This window comes from Novosphingobium sp. PhB57, assembly GCF_004342985.1.
Lineage (GTDB): Bacteria > Pseudomonadota > Alphaproteobacteria > Sphingomonadales > Sphingomonadaceae > Novosphingobium.
Genome location: NZ_SMBO01000008.1, coordinates 57,830 through 82,490, shown reverse-complemented (window position 1 = coordinate 82,490; position 24,661 = coordinate 57,830). Strand labels below are relative to the sequence as shown.

Here is a 24,661-nt window from a genome sequence, read left to right as displayed (position 1 = left end):
CGGACTGATATGAGACGTCTTCGGTGGCTCACTCCTGCACTGTTGATGGCGACTCCGGGTGGTACGGCATGGGCCACGGAAGGTGGCAGCGGGGCCTATCTGCTGGGAAGCCGAGACAGTGTCCCGGGAATCGTGCCGCCGCCCGGCACATACACCTCGGTCGACACCTTTCATCTCGACGGCAATGTCGATTTTCTCGCGATCGGCGGCGCGGTGCTCACCGATGTCCATGCCGACCTGTGGATCTCGAAAATCAACATGACTCACAGTTTCGAGGGCAATGTCCTTGGGGGGAGACCGGCGGTCACCGTGACGTTGCCGGTGGTTACCGGAAATATCGCTTTTCGTGGAGATTTGGTTCAGCAAGATCTGAACCTGCGCTTCAAAGACAGTGACACCGGGCTGAGCGACGTGATCGTCAATCCGATGCTCGGGTGGGACGAAGGCATAAACCACTACTCGATCGCGGTCAGCATTTTTCTACCGACCGGCTTTTACGATCCGACCTCGGTAGACTTCCAGAACCGGCAAATCCAGGCATTGAGCTTCGGAAAAAACCGTGTCGCGGTCGATCCCACCTTCAGTTTCACTCACCTGAACCCTAAGACCGGACTCGAATTCTCGGCCGCGCTTGGCGTCACCATTTCGGCAGAGAATAAAGAAACCGACTACCAGACTGCGCCCGAAATGCACCTCGAGGCCGCAGCGATGCAGCATCTGCCGGGCGGATTGGCGCTTGGCGCCGCAGGTTACTGGTATCAGCAGTTTGGAGACGACAGCGGTCCGGGTGCCGAAAGCTTCAGGCAAGCCGTAGGCGCCAAGAGCCTGGAGGCGCGCGTCTTCGGGGTCGGCCCGATCGTCACCTACCAGACCAGGGTCGGCAAGCATTCGCTTTCGGGAAAGCTCAAATACTACCACGAATTTGAAGCAAGGCGCAGGCTTGAAAGCGAAGTAATCTCATTCACGCTGGCGTTCGGTTTCTGAAAACAGCTATCAGAAGGACAATCGAAGATGAATAAGAGCGCTTCCCGGTCTGGCTCTTCAGATAGCTCCGTCCTTCCATTCCCTTCAGCCCCCTCGGCGAGTACCGCTGGTTACACGTTAGCGGAGTCAGCCCACAAACGGCGTGTGGAACCGGCGCGTCTCTCCGGCGACGCACCGAATATCCTCATCGTGCTGCTGGACGACGTGGGCTTTGGGCTTTCGGATACGGTTGGAGGGGAAGTTCATACCCCGGCCTTCAGCCGCGTCGCCAAGGCGGGTATCCGCTACAATTGCTTTCACACCACCTCGATTTGCTCACCGACCCGCGCTGCCCTCCTGACTGGGCGCAACCATCATCGGGTTCACTCCGGCACGATTGCCGAGCGAGCAGTGGACTGGGACGGTTATACAGGCGTCATCGGAAAGGACACGGCCACCATCGCGGAGGTCCTGCGGCATTACGGTTACACGACCTCGGCCTTCGGCAAGTGGCACAATACTCCCGCCAACCAGACGACTGCCATGGGGCCTTTCGATCGCTGGCCGACCGGGCACGGCTTCGATTATTTCTACGGCTTTGTTGCCGGCGAAACTTCGCAGTGGGAACCAAGGCTTTACGAGAACACCACGCCCGTTGAGCCGCCTCACGACGAGAGCTACCACTTGTCCGAGGATCTGGCCGACAAGGCGATCGGGTGGCTGCGCCAGCACGAGGCCTTCTCGCCGAATGCGCCTTTCCTGATGTACTGGGCCTCTGGCGCGGCGCATGGGCCGCACCACATCTTCAAGGATTGGGCGGACAAGTATAAGGGCAAGTTCGACGACGGCTGGGATGCCTACCGCGAGCGGGTGTTCGCCCGCCAGAAGGAGCACGGCTGGATTCCGGCCGATGCCGAACTGACGCCGCGCGCCGACACCATGCAAGGCTGGGAGGATATACCGGAAGAACAGCGTCCTTTCCAGCGCAGGCTGATGGAGATCTTCGCCGGCTTCCTCGAACATGTCGATGCGCAGGTCGACCGGCTGCTCGACGAGGTGGACCGGCTCGGCAAGGCCGACAATACCATCGTCCTCTACATCTTCGGCGACAACGGGTCGAGCGCGGAAGGACAGCGGGGCAGCATCAGCGAATTGCTGGCGCAGAACGGCATCCCCAATACCATCGAACAGCAGATGGACGCGCTGGAGAGGCTCGGCGGACTGGACGTGCTGGGCTCGCCGAAAACCGACAACATGTACCACGCGGGCTGGGCCTGGGCTGGCAATACGCCTTTCCACCATACAAAGCTGGTAGCGAGCCACTTCGGCGGCACGCGCAATCCCATGGCGATCTCCTGGCCCAAACGGATCAAGCCGGACGAGGCGATGCGCGGCCAGTTTCATCATGTGAACGACATCGTGCCGACGCTTTACGAGGTGATCGGCATCACTGCGCCCGAGGTCGTGGACGGCCACGATCAGAAGCCGCTCGACGGGGTGAGCCTGGCCTACACCTTCGGTGCCGCCGACGCCCCGACGCGCAAGAACGTCCAGTATTTCGAGAACAATGCCAGCCGCGGCATCTACTCGGATGGCTGGTATGCCTGCGCTTTCGGGCCTTTTGTGCCGTGGGATACGCCGAGCACGGCGGAGCGGCTCAGGAACTGGGATGCCGCGACCGAGCCATGGGAGCTCTACAATATCGACGAGGACTTCAGCCAGGCGCGCGACTTGTCATCGCGCCATCCGGAAAAGCTGGAAGAGATGAAAGCGCTCTTCAAGGACGTCTCGCGAGATAACCTCGTCTGGCCGATCGGCGCGGGGTTGTGGCTTCGCATACATCCGGAGGACCGCATCGCCTCGCCCTACAGGCGCTGGCGGTTCGATCAATCGACGGTGCGGATGCCGGAATTCAACGCCCCGGGTCTTGGCCGGCAAAGCAGCCGCGTGGAAATCGAGGCGGAGTTTCCGGACAAAGCCTCGGGCGTGCTTTATGCGCTCGGCGGCTTTTCCGGCGGGCTCACGCTGTTCATGGACCGGGGAGAGCTGGTCTACGAATACAACATGCTGATCCTCGACCGTTTCCAAGCGCGCAGTTCCGCCCCGATTGCGGGAGGGAAGCACCGTATCATCGTCGAGACCCGCTTCGAATCTGCCCAGCCCATGGCCCCGGCGCATGTGACACTCACGGTCGACGGCGCGGCGGTCGCCGAGGTCGCCGTTGCACAAACGGTTCCGGCTGCCTTCACGGCCAGTGAGACGTTCGGTGTGGGCGTCGATCTCGGCTCGCCGGTTTCGCCGGACTATTTTGACCGCCGTCCTTTCCATTTCGAAGGCCGGATCGAGCGGATGGACGTGGAAATTCTGGAGAACTGACTGCCATGGCTCCTGGGGAAATCGTGAAGTTCCTGCTGCTGGGCAGCATCTTCCTGACGGTGTTCGCTCTGGCTTTGCGCGCACGGCCGGCGGACGTTTTCTACCTCTTTCAGGAATGGCGACTTGGTCTTCGGGCCCTCACGGCCATGTACATCGTAGTGCCTGTCGCCGCGATATTGATCGCCACCGCATTCGACGTGAAGCCAGTGGTGAAGCTGGTCATCGTCGCGCTGGCGTTCTCGCCGGTGCCGCCTTTGCTGCCCAAGAAGCAGATCAAGGCGGGCATCTCGGCATCTTACGTCACCGGGCTGTTCTTCGCTGCTTCCCTGGCATCGCTGGCCATCACCCCGCTCGGCCTCCATCTGGCTGGCGTCTATTTCGGCGTGGATACTGAGATAGCGCCCGCGAAGATCGCCAGCATCCTGGCCGTCGGCGTCGGCGGGCCGCTATTTCTGGGGTTTGTCGTCGGCAAGATGCTGGACGAGCGCGTCGCGAAAGTGGCCGACGTCATCGCTAAGGTCTCGGCCATCCTGTTCATCCTGTGCGTGCTGGTGCTGCTAGTCGTCCTGGCACCCGCCATCCTCAAGGTCATCGGGGACGGGACGATTGTGGTGCTGGTCGCGATGAATCTCGTTGGGCTGGCTGCGGGTCATTGGCTGGCAGGTGGCAATCAAGACGAGAGACTGGCCCTGTCGCTGGCGAGCGCCGCACGTCATCCTGGCGTGGCAATTGCGATTGCCGCAACCAATTTTCCCGATGCGAAAATGGCGCCGGCCGCAATCGTGCTCTCAGCGATATTAAATGGGATCATAACAATCCCTTATATTCGTCTGCTGGCGAACAGCGATGCCGCTCCCCGCAGTACGTGATCACAGAGCATCGCACATTCCGGGAAGTATCGCTTCATGAAGCACGAGTGACGTTTTCTTATTCTAAGTTCTCAAATCAACCCAACGCAGCACCGCCTCACCTCCTCGCTCCGCAGCCGAGCTTCGTCGCCACGCGAAAGTCCTGTTCATCCGAAAGCCAATTGTCGCCATCATGCTCGCAAACGGCGGCTATGTCCCAGCCACGGTCTTGAACAGATTATCCGCTCATAGGCTCGCTAATTTCCTACTTGAACGGCTTAGATGGGCGCGTTGCAGCCATTTCCACCGTCGACCCTTTGCGGCCGTTCAATGCCATATTTTCCGTTCCCAGCTGCGGACGTTCTGCTTTGGCGGCAGGTCGCGACCAACTTACGCCGATCCGATGCTACTGCGGGAATGTCAGGTTGTGCCGGAATCTGTCATTGCGGATTTCCGAGCCGCTGGGAAATTGGGCATTTTGATGAACGCGTTTCAATTCGATACGGGCCTGTACAGTTGCTACTGCAAGCCCTCCCAATGAATTTGCTTTCCAACTTCTTAGCTAGGCGAAACAGTCCGTTTCATGCAGCAGCATTCCACGCTAAGGAATGAACTCCGCCATCACCGCACCGTACGGATCTCGCTGGCTACCACTTCGCTTAGGCCGCGGCCGATAGTCCAGAGGCGGCGCTTCTCCTTCGGGTCCCAGTCGATCGCCTGGCCCGGCGTGGCTAGGCCGATGGTATCCACCAGTTCGAGCCGCGAGTTCGCTTCCGGCAACCTTAACGCGTAGACCTCCGATCGGTCGTGCCCGGTGGCGTAGATCAGCCCGTCGTCGCCCCAGCTGAGGCCCGAGCAGCTCTTGGGCGCCATGCGCGCCAGTACAGCCTCGGGGAAGGCCCAGCTGGCCTCGGCTCGGAACTGGTCGTCCATGCGCACCAGCGCGGTATAGCGGTAGTCGCGCCCCGGCTCGCCGCCCTTGCCTTCGTAGTTGGCAAAGACCGCCCACCACTTGCCGTCATGGCGGTCCATCACCGTCAGCGAGCCCGGCCCGAAACCGAGGCTGACGCTGCGGACGTGCTTCAGCGTGCGGGTGTCGAACACCTCGACCGCGCTGGTCTGCGGCACTGCCGGATAATTCGACGCGGCGCAGACAAGTTCGGCGCCGACCACCGTGCAACTGTTCATGTGCGGGTAAGGCCGAACCACAACTGGCCGGGCGCGAGGCGGTCCGACAGGCCTGCGAGCGTTGCGGGGTCTGCGCTGCTGCCGTCTGCGGTCTGGCCGTACCACATCGCGTTGATGGTTCGCGCTTCGCCCGCCGTGATGCAATCGGCATCGGTAGCACTGCCGCCATCCGCCCGGCACAGCAGTGACTTTTCCTTGCTTGGATCATAGGCGCAGGTCGTCGGATCGGAAATATAGCGGGCTCTCGTATTCACCTAGCGGCAAATTCCCAGCAGCGCCTGTAGCGCTGCTTCGGCAACCTGAGTTCGCTGAATGGTGCTTAAAATCCTCGACTTTTCCCATCACCCATTTCGCCTATGACGGCGCGGGCGCGGGCGCGGCGAAGAGCGTGCCTGTCTGGCCATGGCAAGCCGAGCGGAACTCCGTGCTCTGGAATCCGTTGCCATAAAGCTGATACATGAGAGGTGCGTAGTGGCAGATGATAAATCCGAGCGCGGTAGCGCCGATCGCCGCACGGTCGCGGGCGATGAGGACTATGAGGTCGATTATTTTGCTGCGGAGCATGGCTTGACCCGCGAGCAGGCGAAAGATCTCATCAAACGGGTTGGCAATGATCGCGAGAAGCTGGACGCCGAGGCGGAGAAGCTCACAAAAGGATGAGCAGAAAGGGGCTGGCGGCTGCCGGCCCCATCTAAACGGTGGAGTTCTATGGCTTCAAAAGACAAGCAGCCATCCGAAACCTCATTGGAGTCCGGCGATCGAGCAGCTTTGTTGATCCTGGATATGGTCAACTGTTTCGATTTTGAGGGGGCAGAGGCGTTGAAGCCGCGTGCTCTCGAGGCCGCCGGCCGCATAAATCAGCTACACCAGGAATTTCGTACGCATGGTTGGCCGGTAATTTATGTGAACGACAATTTTGGCGAATGGCATTCAGAGGCGTCCAGGCTCGTAGAGCGCGCCTTGGAGCAGGATAACCTCGTCACAGATTTGGTGAAGCCGGAGCAAGGCGACTTCTTCATCATCAAGCCGCAATTCTCCGGGTTTTACGCGACCAATCTGCCGGTGCTGCTGCCGAAGCTAGGCGTGAGCAAACTGGTGCTCTGCGGGATTGCCACTGACATCTGCGTCCTGTTTACCGCGGCAGACGCCCATATGCGCGATTATGCTCTATGGGTGCCCAAAGATGCCGTCGCTGCGGAAAGTGATGAGCGGGGGATATGGGCCTTGGAAATCATGGCCTCAAGCATGGGGGCAGACACGGCCGCCACGTCGCAGAAATCCATCAGCGAATGGCTCGCTGGTTTGACCAAGTAGGCAAGGTTCTTCGAACCCAATTGTTTCTCATGCGTTTCCAAAGCAAAAGGTAGCGAGAGACTTTGGGATGCGACTTCTGAGAGACAATGGGCTTACGATCGCCCTCCTGGCGCTTTTCGCCTTTTGCATTGTCGGGCAATATATCTCGGGATGGTATGTCGATCTGGAAGATGCCCGGCGCCATGCCCAGCCCGGCCTGACGCTCTTTGCCTATGCGGCCAGCCCGCAATTCCTCTCGTCGGTGTTCGAGAATTGGGAGAGCGAGTTCCTGCAAATGGCGGCCTACGTCGTGCTTACCGCCTTCCTGATCCAGCGTGGATCGGCGGAATCGAAAGATCCCGATGCTCCGCCCCGTGACGATGATCTAGACCAGAATGCCCAGGAACACAGTGTACCGTCGATCTTGCGCAAAGGTCCGCTCTGGCGGGCGATTTATGCGCGCTCCCTTGGCCTTGCATTGATCCTGTTGTTTGTCGCGTCATTCACGATGCACTGGATCAACAGCGCGCATGCCTCGGCGCAAGAGGCCCTGGAACATGGCGAAACACCTAAGGCCGTCTTTGCCTACCTTGGTGATGCGCAGCTGTGGTTTGAATCGTTCCAGAACTGGCAGAGCGAATTTCTTTCGACGGCCGTGCTGGTGGTCCTTTCCATATTCCTGCGGCAGCGAGAATCCCCTGAATCAAAACCGGTAGCAGCGCCGAACTCGCAGACAGGAGTGTGAACAACCCGAAAGACGCAAGGGGATGATGTGACAACACATACGAACAGTACGGAGCCTCATGATGGATAAGATTTTCACCGGCATCGCCACAAAGTGCGCCCAGCTGATGGGGCAGCCCTTGGCCTTCATCATCTCCACGCTGTTCATTGTCGTGTGGGCTGTGAGCGGCCCGTTCATGCGTTATTCCGATACCTGGCAGCTGATCGTCAACACCGCGACCACGGTCCTGACATTTCTTGCGGTCTTCCTTATCCAGAACAGCCAGAATCGGGACGGCGCGGCCATGCAGGCAAAGCTCGACGAGATTATCAGGGCGCTGGACAAGGCGCGGGTGGAATTCGTTGGCATCGAGCATCTGACGGATGCGCAGATCGGCCGCATCCGCGAAGCGCTCGAAGCCGACATCAAGGATGGAGATAACAAGCAGAAGACCGCAGCGCCGAGCGTGGAACGGCTGCTAGCGCGATACTGATGTGGGTTTCCCGGACGACTTCGCTCCCACACACGTGTGCAAAGGGAACGCGGCGCCCTTCTCGGGATTTGAGATGGTTCTCGATCGGAGCGGATATGGCACGGGCGACCAAGGCGAAAGCAACCTCGGCGGAAGAGCGGCTTGCGAAATATCGCGAAAAGCGGGATTTCGCGCGTACCGCGGAACCTTCTGGCGCCTCAGGGCCAACGTCAGGTAATGGCTTCGTTGTCCAGAAGCATGCCGCGACGCGCCTGCATTATGACTTCCGCCTCGAGCTGGATGGCACGCTGGTCAGCTGGGCTGTGACCCGAGGGCCAAGCGCCAACCCTGATGACAAACGCTTGGCAGTTCGCACCGAAGACCATCCGCTCGATTATGCCCGTTTCGAGGGGACGATCCCCAAAGGTGAGTATGGCGGCGGCACCGTGATGCTTTGGGACAACGGCACCTGGGAGCCAGTCCCTGGCAAAGATCCAACCAAAACGCTCGCCGAAGGGCATCTGCATTTCACCCTCCATGGCCGCCGCATGAAGGGTGAGTGGATCATGTTCCGCCTTAAGCCACGGGGGAAGGAGAAGGGCGAAAACTGGATTCTGCGCAAGGTCGAGGACGAGTTTGCCGGTGGCTCGGACGACCTCATCGGTATCCATCTTACGAGTATCGACAGCGGACGGACGATGGAAGAAATCGCTGCAGGCAAGCGGATCCGGAATCGGGGCGGCAAGGCTAAAGGTCCGTCCACGAAGTCGAAATCATCGACCGCCACGGCCCGACGGGGCAAGAACAAAGCCAAACTCCCTCCATCCCAACCTGTCCAGCTTGCTGCTCTCGTAGACCATGTGCCGCCTGGCGATCGCTGGCTCCATGAGTTGAAGTATGACGGCTATCGAACGCTCATTGCCATCGGCGGCGGCGAGGGGCGGGCTTATACCCGATCAGGTTTGGACTGGTCGGATCGGTTCGCGGGTCTTATCACAGAGGCCGCGCAGCTTGACGTTGAAAGCGCGCTGATCGACGGCGAGGCGGTGGTGACGCTGCCCGATGGCCGGACCAGCTTTCAGGCGCTGCAAGCCGCGCTGAAGGACAACCCTGGGATAATCAACTATTTCGCGTTCGATCTGCTGGAATTGAACGGCGAGGGTCTCACCAACTTGCCGCTGATCGAGCGCAAGGAGAAGTTGGCGGGCATTCTTGACGGCCACAAAGGTCGGCTGCGCTATTCAGACCATATTGTCGGCAACGGCGAAAAGCTGCTGGCCACTTTTTGCGAGGCGGGGCTGGAAGGGGTCATATCGAAGCGCATCGACGCTCGATATAGCGGCTCGCGCAGCGGCAGCTGGGTCAAGACCAAGTGCATCCGCCGGCAAGAGTTCGTGATTGTGGGCTGGACGCCTTCAGACAAGCAGCGCGGGTTCCGATCCCTTCTCCTGGGCGTCAACGACGATGGAAAGCTCCGCTACGCCGGTAAGGTCGGAACCGGATTTACCAGGGCCGAGACAGAGCGCCTGATGGAAATCATGGCCCCCCTCGCGCGAAAGGAGGCGACGGTTCAGGCACCGCGCGCCGCTGTGCGCGGTGCCCACTGGATCGAACCGAAGCTGGTCGCCGAGATCGCTTATCTCGAGTACACCGATGAAGGGGTGCTGCGCCATCCCAGCTATCTGGGGCTTCGTGAGGACAAAAAGCCTGAAGCTGTGGTGATCGAGAAGGAGGCACCGGTGGCCGTTGCAACGGCAGAGCCGGCAAACACCGTAAAAGTCACCAACCGCGAACGCGTAATTTTCCCAGAGGGTAAGCTTACCAAGGGGCAGCTAGCGGACTATTATGAGACCGTTGCGCCTATCATGCTGCCGTGGGCAGGAAGCCGGCCCATCAGCCTCGTGCGCTGTCCGCAGGGGCGCGAGAAGAAGTGCTTCTTTCAGAAGCACGACGCCGGCAGCTTCGGCGATGACGTAAAACATATCAGTATTCGCGAGAAGGACGGGCACGAAGAAGCTTATCTTTTCATAGACACGCCGACTGGCCTCCTGATGTGCGTGCAAATGGGTACGATCGAGTTTCATGGCTGGGGCGCGCGGATCGAGGATGTGGAGAAAGCCGACAGGTTGGTTTTTGATCTTGATCCTGATGAAGGGCTTGAGTTCAAGGATGTGGTCTCGGCCGCATTCCATATCCGCGATCTGCTGGCCCAGATGGGGCTTATCACCTTTCCGATGGTGACAGGCGGGAAGGGCGTCCACGTCATTGCTCCGCTTACCCCGTCCGCCGAATGGCCGGTGGTGAAGGACTTTGCCCATCGGTTCGCCTTGGCGCTGGAGCAAGCAGACCCTGGACATTTCACCGCCGCTTTGTCAAAATCCCGACGAACTGGCCGAATATTCATCGACTATCTGCGCAACCAGCGCGGCGCGACGGCTGTCATGCCGTATAGTGCTCGCAATCGCGAGTTCGCGCCGATCGCCGTCCCTCTGACATGGGACGAACTGCATGATCTCGATAAACCTGCGCATTGGCATATCGGTGACAGCGCAGAGATGCTGAAGCGTGCGTCATCCAAGAACCTTGCGCACTGGGGTCGCGCCGATCAGGTGTTACCAGACTTATAAAAGCGGACGGGAGCTTAGTTCTTGGCGTTCGCCGCCCAGGCCTTCGCTGGCGACTATGTGAAATCTCATTTCAGAAACCTGCAAGGGGTGAGCGCGTTATGACGCCGAGGGCCGCAACCGGCGGGAGGCAAGGATGACAATCGAAACGAGCAATCTGCATATCCGCCATTTCAGCAAGCATGAGCACCTTGCCCGCGTCGGCGATCCCCAGCGCGTAGTTTACAAAATCCAGGAAGGTTGGGCATGTCGATATTCGATCGTCCCCGACGGCCGCAGGCAGATCACCGCGGTATACTTGCCAGGCGATTTTTGCGAGCCGCAGTGGTTGCTCGCGGGCAAGGCCCAGCTTCCGATCATTGCCATCACCCCCATGACCGTCACTGAAATCCCCCTGGAAAATATCTACGCGCAGCCTGGAAAAGCAGTACAAGATCTTCTGGGCGCGATGCTAAAGGCGTTCAACCGCCAAACTGACTGGATCGTCAGCTTGGGCCGCAAATCTGCGAAGGCGCGCGTGCAGGAGTTTCTACTCGAATTGCATCGCCGACTCCATGCGTCGGATGCTGTATCTGTGCATCGCTGCACCATACCGTTGACTCAGCAGGACATGGCCGACGTGCTGGGTCTTACCGCGGTTCACGTCAACCGCGTTTTGAAGGATCTGCGCAAAAGCGGCGCCATCAGCCTTCGGGGAAAAACGCTTTCTTTAGGTCACAATGAGCGTGTTCAAACGGAGCCTGCGACGTCTGGTGCGCCGCATATGTTGATACGACCTGCACGGGAGCCAATGCTCGCCTGACTTATCGAGCGCTTCCCGCTCGGCACCGGCAACAATGTGCACATGTGCGCATTTTCCTTGCATCCCCAGCTCACGTGGTGTCCGATTAACGAATGTTCCCGAGGATATCCTCTCCCATCGCCACGCAGGCAGAGCAACGCACCTGTTAGACGTAACCGAGGCTATCCGGCGCTTCAATGTCCGTTCGAGCGGAGATGGCAAGACCGCGATGTCTTCGCGCATGGTTTTGGTTGCGACCAGAATATGTGGCTCTACTTCGCGCCCGCGTTCGAGCATGACTATCGGGTGGTCCTGTTCGATCACATCGGGGCTGGTGAGTCAGACCTTACGGCTTATGATGAGGAGCAGTATACCTCGCTCGACGGGTATGCCGACGACCTCGTCGATTTGGCCCGCGCGTTGAAATCGGCGCCTTGCTGGAGTTTCTCGACTGCAATCACATGGGTTGGGCCCAAGCAATGGCATCGCTAATAATGGGCAATGCGGACCGCTCGGAGCTCGGCGACGAATTGACCGCCAGCGTTTGCCGCACCGATCCGCAGATCGCCAAGCATTTTGCCCGGGTTACCTTTCTCTCTGATCATCGCGCAGACCTTGCGACCGCAGCAGCGCGCGTACTCATCCTTCAATGCCGAGACGACGTTATCGCACCATTGAGCGTGGGCGCGTACGTCCACGATGCTATTCAAGGCAGCGAACTGGTGGTATTAGACGCCACCGGTCACTGCCCGAACCTGAGCGCTCCGGAGCCTACCATTGCTGCGATCAAAGCCTTCCTCTGATGCCCCCGAACCAGCCGCGTCCATGAACTGGGATGCTGGGCACATCGATTTTGAAGCGCTATTCGAAATCGCACCCTGCGGCTACCTTCTTACCGATAAAAATGGACGCATTTCGCGTGCCAACAAAACCTTTGCGAACTGGATTGGGCGGCCTGGCCACGAATTGCTGGGCCTTCGCTTTTCAGACCTTCTGCCAATCGCAGGGAAGATGTTTTATGAGACCCATTTAGCGCCGTACCTGCACATGCAGGGTAGCTTCATTGAAGTCGCCTTGGACCTCAAGGGAGGGGGTGGGGCAAAGATCCCTATGCTGGTGAACGCGATCGAACAGAGGAGTGAAGGCGGGATACCGTTCATCTGCTTCACGCTGTTTATGGCCGCTCAGCGCCGCGCTTACGAACTCGGTCTTCTTGAGGAACGAGACGAAGCGAACGCGATAATCGCTGCCGAGCGCGAGGAAGCCGAACTGCGGGAACAGTTTATCGCGGTGTTGGGTCACGATCTGCGCAATCCGCTGGCATCGCTCGCCAGCGGCCTGCATTTGCTATCTGAAGAAAATCTGAGCGAGCGCGGGCGAAAAGTGCTCGGCCTCATGGATGGCAGTATCGTCCGGGCAACTGGCCTCATCGACAACGTCCTGGATTTTGCCCGTGGACGACTCGGGGGTGGCATTACGCTCGAACGAGACGCCTCCGAGCCCCTGGAGCCAGTGCTTCAGCAGGTCGTCTCTGAATTACAAACTATCGCACCGGCACGTAGCGTCGACGTCAGCTATGATCTGGACGTACCTATAAGTTGCGATCGGGTTCGGATCGGGCAGCTGCTATCCAACCTGCTAGGTAATGCCCTGACCCATGGCGCTCGCGACAAGCCGGTCCGCGTCCGGGCAGCCACCAACGACGGGCAATTGAAGATTGTCGTCGCCAATGGAGGCGTGCCCATCCCGCCTGAAGCTATGGAGCATTTGTTCGAACCATTCTTCCGGGCTAATGGCCACCCGTCTGGGAAGGGGCTAGGCCTTGGCCTGCATATCGCATGTGAAATCGCCCAGGCCCATGGCGGGACCTTGGAAGTTCATTCCGACGAGGTAGAAACTGTTTTCACCTTCACCATGCCATTGGACGGAACCCAAGAGCTAACCGCCTGATTTTCAGAAATGGGTGAACCAGTTCGCGCTTCCGGCATTTCCTTAAGTCAGGCATCGCCTGACAGGAGAGCCGGGAAATGCCGCTGGACGAAGTGAAGACCCGTATTTTGGTCGTCGAAGACAAGACGCTGATACGCATGGTAGGCGCGGAGATCCTGGAGGATGCCGGGTTTGATGTGCTGGAAGCGGCGGACGCCGACGAGGCCCAGTCGCCGCCTTTGGCGTTCTCCGGCTTGCTGCCCGTGAGATTGAAGTAGTCGTTCAGCGACGTCAGGTGCTGGAGATAGAGAAACTTGCCGAAGCCGGGCGCTCCCGCGTGAAGCAGGGCAGGCCGGTGTTCATCTTGCGCTGGCGCGCTTCCACCGTGCCGCGGGCTTCGAGGATGTCTCCGTCGATGCCGAAGGGAACGAGATCGCGCGGCACCCACTTGATCGCCATGTCGCGCGTGGGATTGAACCAGAGCTGCGCATTCAGCTGCTCCAGGCCGAAGGGCTCGCCGGTAAGGACGAGCCGCGCGGTGCCCATGCTGCCCTTGCGCTCCACGGCCGCGAGCGCCCCGGCGTCTTCAGCACGCGGCATTTCGCATCGGCGCTGAAATCGGGCATTCTGAGGGCCAGGCCAGCTTTGCTGCTGCGCTCCATGGTAATCCAGATATGCTGCTGTGCCAGCCGCACTTCCAGATGAAGGCCGCCTTGTCGTGCCTGCGCGATGGGCTCGGCTTCCCTCTCCCGCAGGACCGAACTGGCGACTGCGCCCTCGGGGGCGAGCACGCTTGCTTCGTCTTGGGCGGACATCGTGGTAGGACTCCTGCTCTGGTGATCGTGACCCACGAAATAATGACCCACAAGATAAAGCGCGCCACGTCTCCGCGGTTTCACGCTATCGATCCAGATCAAGTGCCTGAACTGGAAACTGCTCCCGCGCTTCGATGACGATCCGCAGGCTAAATGTTCCGTTTGTTTTCGGCTCCATCCTCGCGACCGGCATTGCGGCGGCCAGAGACGAGGTCCTCCTCTCGCGTGGCCGACCGATGGGCTTCCTCGCCGGCTTCAGTCGAGGCGGCGTTTCCCTCCGCCCCCTCTGAAAAAGGCTTCGCTTCCGCCCCAGCCAGCCCTCTATCCATGTCGAATTGTGTAGCATCCTGAGCGTCCACGCCTTCGGTCGTCGCGCGAACAATGAGTTGATCCGCTGCTTGTGGATGTTCGTGGATTTCTTCGCTGTCGCGGCTCATTTCCGTTCTCCTTCTCCAGAACACAACGGCGAAGCTGGTCTTCTCGTTCCAGATACATAACGCCGAGATCTACCGAACGGACCAGCGTGCCACCGGGTCTGCCCGACGCAAGTCCTGGCCGGATGGCCTGGTAACGGGAACTCGGATCCCATCCTTCCGCGTTAGCACTGCATGAGAGAGCCTGTTCCGGAAAAGCCTTGCGCAATCGTCGTCGCGGATTCGCCACGCCATATGTGGACCGAGATCGAAAGCTTGCAGCGGCAAGGTTTCAGCGTGCGCTGTTACGGCAACGTACTCGATGCGCTGGCATCCTTCGGCCAAGCGATGCCGTCCACTGCCGTCATCGGCCCGCTTGCTCCCCATCCGGCGAACGCCCTGCTGATGGAGGATCTCAATCTATATGGCGTGCCTATCGTTCGGGGCCTTGCCGGCATCTCGGCAAGCGGGCCGGCGGAGATTCGTCTCTCTCCGCGAAAATCTGCTTCATCGAAACCTGCCGCAAGCACGTAGTGACGCCCCGGCTCGTTGGTAGAATCCGCTTAACATATATTTGGAGCGGGAACTCGCCGGGGATCGGCACGTCCTTTCCAGGAAACAGATCACGGGATTAACACATGTCTCAGCTGCTGGCTTTTCGTATTCCCCCTGCCGACCACGATGAAGATAAAGACGAATTATTCGGAGACAGATTTCAGCGTGAACTCGCGCACTGGAATCATGAGCGGCTTGCTCCACAATTTCCATCCCAGGACTGGCGCGATCGTTTAGAAAGCGATGCCGTCATGCTGCTGCGTGAGGGCGAATTCATCGAGCGGTTGCGCTCGCAGGTTCGTGAAGCCGCCAAAGCGGCTCCAACGCAAGCGGAAAAGTTCATCGACTGGTTCGAGGGGCTTGCGGAAACCGGCCCCGGACAAAACGACCCCCTCTTTCCCTGGCTGGCGGACAATGCGACGCGAGACGAACTGCGCTGGTTCTTCGAGCAGGAGGCCGCCGGCGAGGCGGGGTTCGACGATCTCGTCGCGATGACCCAGATCAAGCTACCTGATCGGGCGAAGCTGGAACTGGCCGGTAACTACTGGGACGAGATGGGGCGCGGCAATGCCAAAGGCATGCACGGCCCCATGCTGCACTTCGTCGCGAACGCGCTCGAGGTCCATCCCTCCATCGACACCACAGTGTGGGAAAGTCTCGCACTCGCCAATGCCATGACGGCCATGGCGAGTTCGCGGCGCTATGCATGGCATTCGGTCGGCGCGCTCGGAGTGATCGAACTGACCGCCCCCTGGCGCTCGGCTGCGGTGGCCAGGGGCTTGCGCCGGATCGGCCTGTCGGGCGCTCAGCGCCGGTATTTCGATCTTCATGCCGTGCTTGACGTCAAGCACAGCCAGACCTGGAACCAGGAAGCCCTGCTTCCTCTCGTCAGCGAGGATCCGCGGCGAGCCACAGCCATTGCCGAAGGTGCGTTGATGCGCCTCACCTGTGGCAAGCTCTGCTTCGAACGCTATCGTGCGAAGCTCTGGCAGAACGACGGCGCGCCGCGCGCCGACGAAACGGCGGCCTGAGAGCAGGCCGGTAGTACCCACGCACTGGGGGAAGGAGACTACGCGATGAGCCGGAACCTGTCAGGCAAGCGGATCGTCATCACCGGCGCGTCAAGCGGGATCGGAGCGGCGACGGCGATCGCCTTCGCGCGGCTCGGTGCCCGGGTGGTCGTCGCCGCCAGAGGTGCGCCGGGACTGGACGACATCGCGCGGCGCTGCCGCGAGGTGGACGGTTCGGTCGAGGCCCGCGTCGTCGACGTTACCGATGGCGCCGCCGTGATCGCCCTGGCCCGGGAAGCACAGGAGCTCCTGGGCGGCATCGATCTCTGGTTCAGCTGCGTGGGCGTGGGAGTGCTGGGCAAATATCAGGATACGCCCTTTGCCGATCACCAGCGCGTGATCGAGGCGAACCTGATCAGCCACATGCAGGAGGCCCACGCTGTCCTGCCGATCTTCCTGGCGCAGGACGAAGGCACATGGGTGAACATGATCTCGATAGGCGGCTTCGTCGCAACACCCTATGCGGCGGCCTATTCCGCGAGCAAGTTCGCCCTTCGCGGCTTTAGCGAGGCTTTGCGGGCCGAGCTTTCGAAGCGGCCGCATATCCATGTCTGCGATGTCTATCCGACCTTTGTAGATACGCCTGCGGTGGGACATGCGGGCAACTATACGGGCGCAAAGTTGTCGCTTCCTCCGGGATCGCTGCCGCCGGAGAAAGTTGCCAGAGCAGTCGTAAGGCTGGCCACACATCCGCGCAACTCCACGTTCGTCGGCGCCCCCGGCCTTGTCATGAAGCTGGCGCAGTTCACGACGCCGAACGTGGGTCCGGCGATCATGAACGGCTTCCTCGATAGCTGGTCGCAAAAGGCGGAGCCGGGCGCAAATACCGAGGGAAGCCTGTTCACGCCTCCAACCGCGCCAAGCGGCCCTGATGGGCACACGCGCAACCCGGCGCTTCGTCGCAAACTCGCGTCCGGAGCGATCGGTATCCTTGCAGCCTCAGCCGCTCTTGCCGGGTCTCTGGTGGTGGGACGCAAGCGGAGATAAATGAGAGCGTGTGCGGTTTCAAAGAGGGCGTAATAGCACGTATCGCCCCCTTTTTCCGTTCTACGCGCGAATCCGGCGCTGACCTGGCCGGCGAGACCCATGCGCGTCGGCAGCGGCGTCGATCAGGCGAACGAAAACCTAGTCACAAATGTCCTGATAGCACAGGCCGGCCTCCGGCGCCTGTCACGAAGATTTCGGCTGGAACCGTCAGTCCTTTCATTGGCTTGCTTAGTTCGGTGCCAATGGAATAGGATAGTTTCGCATGATCCGCAAACTCGCATTGCTGGGTCTCGCGGCTTTCGCAGGCCGTAAGCTGCTCGCCCGGAACGCCGCCAAGGGCGACAAGGTCGGCTACACGCCGCGCGATCTCGACCGCGACCCTGCACGCGATCGCAACCGACGCGCCGACCCCCATTTCCGACCCGATCCGCATGGGCAAGTTCCTGAAGAGGATCTGGAAGGCCTGCGTCCCGTTACCTTCAAGCTCACGGCGGTTCCGGCAGGCTACACGTCGCGAGCGGGAGGAGCCTGATATGAGCAGCAGCCTGGAAAAGACCTTCGCGACACGCGAGCAGGCCGAACGAGCAAGCACCTCGTTCAGGAGTTGGGCGTGGAACGGACTGACATCTTCGTCACCCCGCAAGGTTCGCAGAACAGTTCGGGGGAGATGATCAGCGGTGGCGACGCGCCCGCCGTACTGGAGCCCGCCGGGAGGATGCCGTGCTCGGCGGCAGCATCACCGTCTCGGTCGACGTCAACGACAACAAGCGGGAGCAGGTGATCCGGCGTGCACTCGATGCGGTGAGCGAGACCTGAGCGAAGCCAGTCCGAATGGAGGAACGGGTGATCGCAACTCGGCCACTCACGGCCTCGCGCCGATGGCACCGGCGCTGGATGCCGGAGCAATGGCTTCGATCAAGGGTTGCAGACCGCATCGGCGACGGATTTGGACCGGCTCTACCTCGGCTAGCAGTTGCCCGCCCATCAAGCGGCGCTCGATCTGCGAGTGCCAGGTCGGCAGTGCCGATCATGAAGCAGCACCTTTCCACGCTGCAGAAGATGCAGTCCGGTAAACCCGCAGGTCACGCGATGTAAGCCGATGGGCTGGGTGTCGATCGATGGCCGGCCCTTGCCTCCGCTGCGTCACATTAAGGCAAGACCGCGGAGCTACCGGCGCAGTTCCCTCCTCGATTTCAGTCCCCTGGTAAGCCGTTCATTGGCCCTAGTGGTTCGGTGAACGAAGGGCAGGTATCAGGGAGTCGCGATGGGCTGCTCTAGGTCGGCTTATTCCGCGAAACCCCTGGCGGGGCAGGGGAGTACTGGCTAATCGCGACCAACTCGAGTCGTCCCATGTCCCGCACCGGATGCCCTTGACACAACTTGCCGTTCGCCCAGCGCGAAGCCGCCTGGCAGCAACGCGCTCCAAAGTCGGACATTCCAGCCGTACGGGCGCTGGCCCGAAAAGCTGCCTCTTCAGTCAAGTCTTAGAGCCCCACCGACTGGCTTGCTACCCTGATCATTTGAGCGAGAGAGTCGCCGACTTCTGTCATTCAATCCGCCGTCATCCGGTCGGCCTCCCAGGTTTCTCCGGGTTTGCCCCGATAGAGGCGCATTGAGATCCCGCCCACACCCTGATTCGCAATGTGGGAGCGAGCAGATGGCGACGCCACCGGTGACGAGCAATGTAACAGATCCAGAAGGCCCGTCGCGCGAGCAGCTCGATAAGCGTGCCGCTTATCGCCGCGCGGTCGAGGCCGTGATCTGGGGCATACCGGCAGTCAATTACGACCGCATGCTGCAATCGTTTGTTGCGGCGGGTGGCGGGGCCAATCAAATCGCCTATTGGTCGCGCCTACTCGACAGCGAGAACCAGACACTCACCCCCAATCCCGACACGGTCTACATCAATCCGTTCTTCGACACGCGCGATGGCCCAATGGTGCTGGAGATCCCGCCCGCCGGCGACGGATCGATCACCGGCAGCATCGACGATTGCTGGCAGAACGCGCTCGAGGACGCCGGCCCGGTCGGTGCCGACAAGGGCGCGGGCGGCAAGTATCTGATCCTGCCACCCGATCACCAGGGCGATCTGCCGGATGGCTATATCCCCGTCCAATCCGATACCCTCCAGGGCTATGCGATCCTTCGCTCCAATGTGAAGAGCGGCAGTGACGCCGATGTCGCCGCGGCCGTCGCCTATGGCAGGCAGATCCGCCTCTACCCGCTCTCCGCCGCCGGAGATCCGCCGGAGACCCGCTATGTCGATCTCTCCGGCACGCTTTACGACGCGACCATCCAGTACGACCGGCGCTTCTTCCAGTCGCTCGCCCGCATGGTCCAGGCCGAGCCGTGGCTGGTGCGCGACAAGGTAATGATCGATCCGCTGCGCTCGATCGGCATAGGCAAGGGACAGGCCTTCGCGCCGGATGAAGCGACGCAGATCCTATTCGACGCCGCAGCCGCGGAGGCCGCCGCCTATCTGGATGCCCATTACGAGGACGTCTTCGATCCGCCCTTCTATCCGGGCTGTCATTGGGCGCTGCCAGCCGTCCCAGAGGTAGTCGAGGGCATGCCCAATTTCTTCGCAGATCCAAACTCCTATCCGATCGATGGCCGCGGCGTGACCTATTCGATGGCCTATTTCAGCGCCAAGAATCTGGGTGCCGGGCAATTCTACCTGATGACCACGCGCGATAGCGAAGGCAGCCGCCTCGATGGCGCAGCGACGCACCGGCTGCGCGTTCCCGCCGATGCCCCGGTCCGGCTTTATTGGTCGGCGACCGCATACGACCGTGAGACCCACGCGCTGATCCGTGACGTCTACCGCGCCAGCCGCGCGTCTAATAGCCCGGGGATCGAGGTCAATCCGGACGGATCGGTCGAGCTCTGGTTCGCTCCCGAGCCGCCCGGCGGCAAGGAAGCGAATTGGATTCCGACCCGCGCCGATCGCGGCTTCGAAGTGCTGTTCCGCGTCTATGGACCCGAAAAGCCGTTCTTCGAGAAGCAATGGGTGCTGCCCGACATCGAAAAGGTGGCTTGAGCCTCTAGTAATCTAGGAGTGAACATGGCAACGATTTCCCCACCGGGGACGGGCAGCGCGCCGACCCAGGTCGATACGCGCATCGGCAAGCTCGAGTTCACCCACGATCTCGCCAATGGCTATCCCACGCCCGAGACGCTGGAGAAGCTGTTCGACGAGCGCGATTTCCAGCGCGCCTGCCAGGCCTATATCTGGGCGCTGCCGATCGTCTCGTTCGCGGCGTGGCAGCGCGGGCAGAGCGAGCAGCTCGGCGCGGCAAACGGCCAAGTGGTCGCCTATCTGAGCTATGCCGACAAGCTCGGTATCCTCACGCCCAACGCCACCACTCCGTATTATCTTGCCTTTGTCGACCTGACCGAGTCCGGGCCATTCGTCATCGAAATGCCCGATGAAGGGATCCGCGGTGGCTTCACAGATTTCTGGCAGCGCGCGCTACCCGGCAGCACGGCGGGCGGGCGCTATTTGCTGCTCGGGCCGGATATGGAGGCGCCGGCGGATGTGAAGGGATGCACGGTCATCCGCACCCCCACGACCAATAACCTGTTCGGAATGCGGATCACCGCCACCGATCCCGCCAAGGCGGCGGAGGCGCTGACGAAGCTCAAACTCTATCCCTGGTCGCAGCGTGCGAACCCGCCTGCGACTGAGATCGACCATGCCGCCGACCGGCATTGGGACGGTATGCCACCGCGCGGGCTCGATTATTGGAAGCTGCTGAGCAGGGTAATCAACCGCGAGCCAACGGCAGAACGCGATCGCTTCTTCTTGGAGATGCTGAAGCCGCTGGGAATCGAAAAGGGCAAGCCCTTCGTCCCCGATGCTCGGCAGACGAAGCTGCTCGAGCAGGGCGCATTGGTCGGCGAGGCGATTGCCAAGGCCAATACCTATGACCGTCGCTTCGGCAGTCTCTATCGGCTCGACACACGCTGGGATCATGCGCTCAATCTGAATGCCGACGATCCCGACGAATATTGGGGCCGGCTGGATGAGCGGGCATCGTGGTTCTACGAGGCGGTGTCGGCTGCCGCCGACATGTCGCCCAAACGGCCGGGGACGGCGTCATCGGCCTACCTCGGCGCGTATCGCGACAAGGACGGCGACTGGCTGGACGGCGGCAACACCTATGTTCTGCGCGTGCCGGCCAATGCGCCGGCGAAACTGTTCTGGTCGCTGACGCTCTACGATCTCGATACGCGCTCACTGCTGCTGAACGAGCAGAAGATCGCTGACCGCTCCTCGCGGATGGACCTGCGACATAATGGCGACGGCTCCATCGACCTCTTTTGCGGTCCCGACGCACCCGAAGGCTTCGAGCAGAACTGGATCCCAACCGTTCCCGGCAAGGGCTGGTTCGCCTATTTCCGCTTGTACGAGCCGACCGAGGCATATTTCGACGCGAGCTGGCCGTTACCGGATTTCGAGCGCATCCGCTGTTAAGCAGTTCTGCTCGGCTGCTGGGAATTCTCCAGAGTGCTTAAGGCAACGAACACCGCGGCGTCCTCGGCGTTCGTCGTGGCCGTGACCTGGGGAAGTGGCCGCAGGAGTTCCTCGAGGTTTTCGATCCCGCACAGGCCGCAGGAGGAATCGGTCGCACGGTGCCGCACGCGTCCGCGCAGCCGTGCCTCACGCGGTTCGCCGAGCGTCATCCGGACAATCGCGTCCTGTTCGCGCACGAATATGTCGAGATCGATCAGGTCAGCCGCTTCGTCCATCAGCCGCTCGCTGAGCGCGAAGCCCAGAGCGAGATCCTCAAGATTCTGAGGCGTTGCCGAGAGGACCGCGTAGCCCAGGCCGTTGATCTCAAATGCGATCGGAGTCTGACGCGATCTAGCGCATTTCGGGCAACCGCTGACCATCGGCACCGACCCGTATGACCATAACCTTCTCTGCGGCCGCCGAGTTGGAAAGAACCGGGGGCTCGCATTGGCAGCCAGGAGCGCCTTCGGCGGCTTGTTGTTTTGACGGACGCTGCATTCCGATTGGAACCCTGTCCCGGCCAAATCGTTTCGCCAATTCGCAAGGAGCTTCCATAATGAGCCTAGCGCCGCCAATCGCTATTCGCCCAGCGGGGACGAGACTACCGTTCAAGCGGCAGACGAGGAAACGCGCTTTTCCGTCTGGGTCGGCCTCCACGCGCTCCTTCTGCTCGGCAACATCAAGCGGGCGGTCAAGAGCCTTATGATCCTTCTGCGCCTTTCGGGCATGATTCAACGCTCGATCCATGAGTCTGCGGCCACGAAAATAGACTAACCCGCGAGCACGAGCACGAGCACGAGATACTGCGGGGCTGGGAGGAGGGTACCGAAATGGCTGAAGAAGAAGAAACGGTCCACTACGATGGGGCCGAAGGCGGCTGGGGATCGGTGCGAGGAATGGCTTCTATCGCGTGGAGCGAAAAGCCGACACCCGCCGTCCTCAACACGCTGCGCCGCCAGAACAAGGTCAAGGGATTCATGTGCGTTTCCTGCGCCTGGACCAAGCCCGCGCAGCCGCACCCGCTTGAGTTCTGTGAGAATGGTGCGAAGGCGACTTTGTGGGAACTGACCTCGCGGCGTTGCACGCCCGAGGTCCTCGCCAAGCACACCATCAGCGAGCTCAAGACCTGGAAGGATCATGATCTCGAGCGACTCGGTCGGATCACGCATCCCATGCGTTACGACACCGCATCGGACACCTATGTGCCATGCGACTGGGACGAGGCTTTCGCTGCGATAGGTCGTGAGCTCAAGGCTATCGATCCGGGCGCTGCGGTGTTCTATTCCTCGGGTCGCGCAAGTCTGGAGACAAGCTACCTCTATGCGCTGTTCGCCAGGCTTTACGGGCACAACAATCTGCCCGACAGCTCGAACATGTGCCACGAGACGACCTCTGTCGCCCTGAAGAAGCTAATTGGTTCGCCGGTCGGCACCTGCGTCCTTTCAGACTTCGACTTGTGCGACGCGATCTTTTTCTTTGGACAGAACACCGGGTCAAACAGTCCGCGCCTCCTCCATCCACTCCAAGAGGCGGTGAAGCGCGGCGCCAAAATCGTCACCTTCAATCCTATCCGCGAAAAAGGGCTCGAGGTCTTTAAGAACCCGCAGAATCCCGTCGAGATGCTGACGCCGAAGAAGACCCAGATTTCGACGCTCTACCTGCAGGTGAAAGCAGGCGGCGACATTGCGGCAATCACGGGAATGATCAAACACGTTCTCGCGGCCGAGCAGAAAAAGTGGGCAGAGGAGAAGCGTCACGTCCTCGACGTCGACTTCATCAAGCAGCATACGAATGGCTTCGAGGCTATGAAAGCGCATGTCGAAGCGACCAGCTGGGACGAGATCGTGCGCGAAAGCGGCCTCGCCCGCGCCGATCTCGAGGAAGCGGCGCAAATTTATGTCGAGGCCAAGCGCTCGATCTCCATGTATGGCATGGGCCTCACCCAGCACGTCCATGGCTTCGAGAACCTCGCAGCTCTGACCAACCTGTGGCTCCTCAAAGGCAATATCGGCCGCGACGGGACAGGGATCTCGCCGGTGCGCGGCCACTCCAATGTCCAGGGCCAGCGCACGGTTGGAATATCGGAGAAACCAGAGCTCGTTCCGCTCGACAAGATCGCCGAGCAATATGGCTTCGAGCCGCCGCGCGAGGAGGGCATGAATACGGTCACGGCCTGCGAGAAGATCGTCTCAGGGGAGGTAAAGGCTTTCATCGGTCTGGGCGGAAACTTCGTGCGCGCCATACCCGAGCGCGAGAAGATGGAGGGGGCCTGGCAAAAGATGCGGCTCACGGTGCAGATCGCGACCAAGCTCAACCGTAGTCATTTGATCAATGGCGAGAGCGCCTATCTGCTACCCTGCCTTGGACGGTCGGAGGAGGATTTACAGGAAAGCGGTGCGCAGGCGGTGACGATGGAGGACTCGTTGTCCTGCATCCACGGCTCCCTTGGTAAGAATACCCCTGCGTCGGAGCATCTGAAAAGCGAAGTCGCAATCGTCGCCGGCTTGGCGAAAGCGACGTTGCCGCCCAATGCCAATGTTCCATGGGACGCATGGACTGCGAATTATGCCCTTATCCGGGATGCCATCGAGGAAACCTATCCGGAGCAGTTCCACGACTTCAATGGGCGGGTCTTTACGCCGGGCGGCTTCTATCGTGGCAACTCGGCACGCGAGCGCGTCTGGAAAACAGAAAGCGGCAAGGCCGAATTTACGGTTCCCAAGACCATGACTTCGGTCGGCTTCGCGCCCGCAGACGGCCGCTACCGCCTCGTAACACTGCGCTCGAACGATCAGTTCAACACCACCATCTACGGCTACTCGGACCGCCTGCGGGGGATCGAAGGCACGCGAGACGTGGTGCTTATGAACCCCGAAGACATTGCCGCCGCGGGACTAGAAAACGGGCAGATCGTGGCGCTGGCCAGCGATGCCGGCGACGGCGTCCATCGTCAAGTCGATGGACTGAGCGTCACGCCGTTCCTGCTGCCACGTGGCTGCATCGGTGCCTACTATCCCGAAATGAACCCCCTCATTCCCCTCTGGTATCACGACGAACAATCCAAGACCCCGGCGTCTAAGGGTGTGCCGGTCCGCATCGTGGCATAG

At 60.6% G+C, this 24,661-nt stretch carries 24 protein-coding genes and 1 pseudogene; 20 read left to right on the top strand and 5 right to left on the bottom strand.

Going from position 1 to position 24,661, the window contains the following annotated elements; translation table 11 throughout:
* Positions 1 to 45: 45 nt before the first annotated feature.
* From EDF58_RS20995 to EDF58_RS20985, 3 genes are all read left to right on the top strand, one after another.
* Positions 46 to 984, top strand: a complete 939-nt coding sequence (locus EDF58_RS20995; protein WP_165921509.1) for a transporter — start codon at positions 46 to 48, stop codon at positions 982 to 984.
* A 144-nt stretch (positions 985 to 1,128) separates the two neighbouring features.
* A complete protein-coding gene (locus EDF58_RS20990; RefSeq protein WP_207913080.1) occupies positions 1,129 to 3,339 on the top strand; it encodes an arylsulfatase in 2,211 nt (736 codons plus the stop codon).
* A 23-nt stretch (positions 3,340 to 3,362) separates the two neighbouring features.
* Positions 3,363 to 4,208 carry a Na+-dependent transporter gene (locus EDF58_RS20985; RefSeq protein WP_132269123.1) on the top strand — a complete coding sequence of 282 codons (846 nt, stop codon included), beginning with the start codon at positions 3,363 to 3,365 and terminating at the stop codon, positions 4,206 to 4,208.
* Between the two features lie 600 nt (positions 4,209 to 4,808).
* On the opposite strand, the pseudogene EDF58_RS20980 reads toward EDF58_RS20985, so the two are convergent.
* Positions 4,809 to 5,384, bottom strand: a pseudogene (locus EDF58_RS20980) (hypothetical protein); the annotation flags it as partial.
* Positions 5,372 to 5,629, bottom strand: coding sequence for a hypothetical protein (locus EDF58_RS20975; RefSeq protein WP_132269121.1), 258 nt, complete (start codon positions 5,627 to 5,629; stop codon positions 5,372 to 5,374). The gene EDF58_RS20975 and the pseudogene EDF58_RS20980, both read right to left, overlap by 13 nt.
* A 217-nt stretch (positions 5,630 to 5,846) precedes the next feature.
* Here EDF58_RS20975 and EDF58_RS20970 point away from each other — a divergent pair, with 217 nt between their 5' ends.
* The 10 genes from EDF58_RS20970 (at position 5,847) to EDF58_RS20930 (ending at position 13,476) form a co-directional block, all read left to right on the top strand.
* A complete protein-coding gene (locus EDF58_RS20970) occupies positions 5,847 to 6,035 on the top strand; it encodes a DUF3606 domain-containing protein (RefSeq protein ID WP_132269120.1) in 189 nt (62 codons plus the stop codon).
* A gap of 48 nt (positions 6,036 to 6,083) precedes the next feature.
* The gene (locus tag EDF58_RS20965) at positions 6,084 to 6,689 is read left to right on the top strand and encodes an isochorismatase family cysteine hydrolase (RefSeq protein ID WP_132269118.1); all 606 of its coding nucleotides are present in this window, start codon (positions 6,084 to 6,086) and stop codon (positions 6,687 to 6,689) included.
* 67 nt (positions 6,690 to 6,756) lie between these two features.
* The gene (locus EDF58_RS20960) at positions 6,757 to 7,413 is read left to right on the top strand and encodes a DUF6766 family protein (protein ID WP_132269116.1); all 657 of its coding nucleotides are present in this window, start codon (positions 6,757 to 6,759) and stop codon (positions 7,411 to 7,413) included.
* Positions 7,414 to 7,474: 61 nt separating this feature from the next.
* Positions 7,475 to 7,885 (top strand): low affinity iron permease family protein, encoded by a 411-nt coding sequence (locus tag EDF58_RS20955; RefSeq protein WP_132269114.1) that lies wholly within the window; start codon positions 7,475 to 7,477, stop codon positions 7,883 to 7,885.
* A gap of 95 nt (positions 7,886 to 7,980) precedes the next feature.
* The gene (ligD, locus tag EDF58_RS20950) at positions 7,981 to 10,491 is read left to right on the top strand and encodes a DNA ligase D (RefSeq protein WP_132269113.1); all 2,511 of its coding nucleotides are present in this window, start codon (positions 7,981 to 7,983) and stop codon (positions 10,489 to 10,491) included.
* Positions 10,492 to 10,624: 133 nt separating this feature from the next.
* Positions 10,625 to 11,290, top strand: a complete 666-nt coding sequence (locus EDF58_RS20945; RefSeq protein ID WP_132269111.1) for a Crp/Fnr family transcriptional regulator — start codon at positions 10,625 to 10,627, stop codon at positions 11,288 to 11,290.
* Between the two features lie 243 nt (positions 11,291 to 11,533).
* A complete protein-coding gene (locus EDF58_RS26430) occupies positions 11,534 to 11,761 on the top strand; it encodes a hypothetical protein (protein WP_243654409.1) in 228 nt (75 codons plus the stop codon).
* A 2-nt stretch (positions 11,762 to 11,763) separates the two neighbouring features.
* Positions 11,764 to 12,072 (top strand): alpha/beta hydrolase, encoded by a 309-nt coding sequence (locus tag EDF58_RS26425; RefSeq protein WP_243654408.1) that lies wholly within the window; start codon positions 11,764 to 11,766, stop codon positions 12,070 to 12,072.
* A gap of 22 nt (positions 12,073 to 12,094) precedes the next feature.
* Complete coding sequence (locus EDF58_RS20935) at positions 12,095 to 13,219, top strand: PAS domain-containing sensor histidine kinase (RefSeq protein WP_132269109.1); 1,125 nt, start codon at positions 12,095 to 12,097, stop codon at positions 13,217 to 13,219.
* A 77-nt stretch (positions 13,220 to 13,296) separates the two neighbouring features.
* A complete protein-coding gene (locus EDF58_RS20930) occupies positions 13,297 to 13,476 on the top strand; it encodes a hypothetical protein (protein ID WP_207913079.1) in 180 nt (59 codons plus the stop codon).
* A gap of 13 nt (positions 13,477 to 13,489) precedes the next feature.
* Here EDF58_RS20930 and EDF58_RS20925 read toward each other — a convergent pair whose 3' ends face one another.
* Complete coding sequence (locus EDF58_RS20925; RefSeq protein WP_132269107.1) at positions 13,490 to 13,798, bottom strand: hypothetical protein; 309 nt, start codon at positions 13,796 to 13,798, stop codon at positions 13,490 to 13,492.
* Between the two features lie 364 nt (positions 13,799 to 14,162).
* Positions 14,163 to 14,450 carry a hypothetical protein gene (locus EDF58_RS20920; protein WP_132269106.1) on the bottom strand — a complete coding sequence of 96 codons (288 nt, stop codon included), beginning with the start codon at positions 14,448 to 14,450 and terminating at the stop codon, positions 14,163 to 14,165.
* A gap of 231 nt (positions 14,451 to 14,681) precedes the next feature.
* Between EDF58_RS20920 and EDF58_RS20915 the strand changes: the two genes are divergently transcribed.
* The 6 genes from EDF58_RS20915 to EDF58_RS20885 all read left to right on the top strand — a co-directional run bounded on the left by EDF58_RS20915 (position 14,682) and on the right by EDF58_RS20885 (position 21,515).
* Entirely contained in the window at positions 14,682 to 14,960 is a 279-nt protein-coding gene (locus EDF58_RS20915) for a hypothetical protein (RefSeq protein ID WP_165921508.1), read from the top strand.
* Positions 14,961 to 15,064: 104 nt separating this feature from the next.
* Complete coding sequence (locus tag EDF58_RS20910) at positions 15,065 to 16,012, top strand: iron-containing redox enzyme family protein (RefSeq protein ID WP_132269102.1); 948 nt, start codon at positions 15,065 to 15,067, stop codon at positions 16,010 to 16,012.
* 45 nt (positions 16,013 to 16,057) lie between these two features.
* Complete coding sequence (locus tag EDF58_RS20905) at positions 16,058 to 17,038, top strand: SDR family oxidoreductase (RefSeq protein WP_132269100.1); 981 nt, start codon at positions 16,058 to 16,060, stop codon at positions 17,036 to 17,038.
* Between the two features lie 262 nt (positions 17,039 to 17,300).
* Complete coding sequence (locus EDF58_RS20900) at positions 17,301 to 17,570, top strand: hypothetical protein (protein ID WP_132269098.1); 270 nt, start codon at positions 17,301 to 17,303, stop codon at positions 17,568 to 17,570.
* Positions 17,571 to 18,695: 1,125 nt separating this feature from the next.
* Complete coding sequence (locus EDF58_RS20890) at positions 18,696 to 20,078, top strand: DUF1254 domain-containing protein (RefSeq protein WP_132269097.1); 1,383 nt, start codon at positions 18,696 to 18,698, stop codon at positions 20,076 to 20,078.
* 24 nt (positions 20,079 to 20,102) lie between these two features.
* Complete coding sequence (locus EDF58_RS20885) at positions 20,103 to 21,515, top strand: DUF1254 domain-containing protein (protein WP_132269095.1); 1,413 nt, start codon at positions 20,103 to 20,105, stop codon at positions 21,513 to 21,515.
* Here EDF58_RS20885 and EDF58_RS20880 read toward each other — a convergent pair.
* The gene (locus EDF58_RS20880; RefSeq protein WP_132269093.1) at positions 21,512 to 21,934 is read right to left on the bottom strand and encodes a formate dehydrogenase accessory sulfurtransferase FdhD; all 423 of its coding nucleotides are present in this window, start codon (positions 21,932 to 21,934) and stop codon (positions 21,512 to 21,514) included. The two genes, EDF58_RS20885 and EDF58_RS20880, sit on opposite strands and share 4 nt — an antisense overlap.
* Before the next feature lie 450 nt (positions 21,935 to 22,384).
* Between EDF58_RS20880 and EDF58_RS20875 the strand changes: the two genes are divergently transcribed.
* The gene (locus tag EDF58_RS20875; RefSeq protein WP_132269091.1) at positions 22,385 to 24,661 is read left to right on the top strand and encodes an FdhF/YdeP family oxidoreductase; all 2,277 of its coding nucleotides are present in this window, start codon (positions 22,385 to 22,387) and stop codon (positions 24,659 to 24,661) included.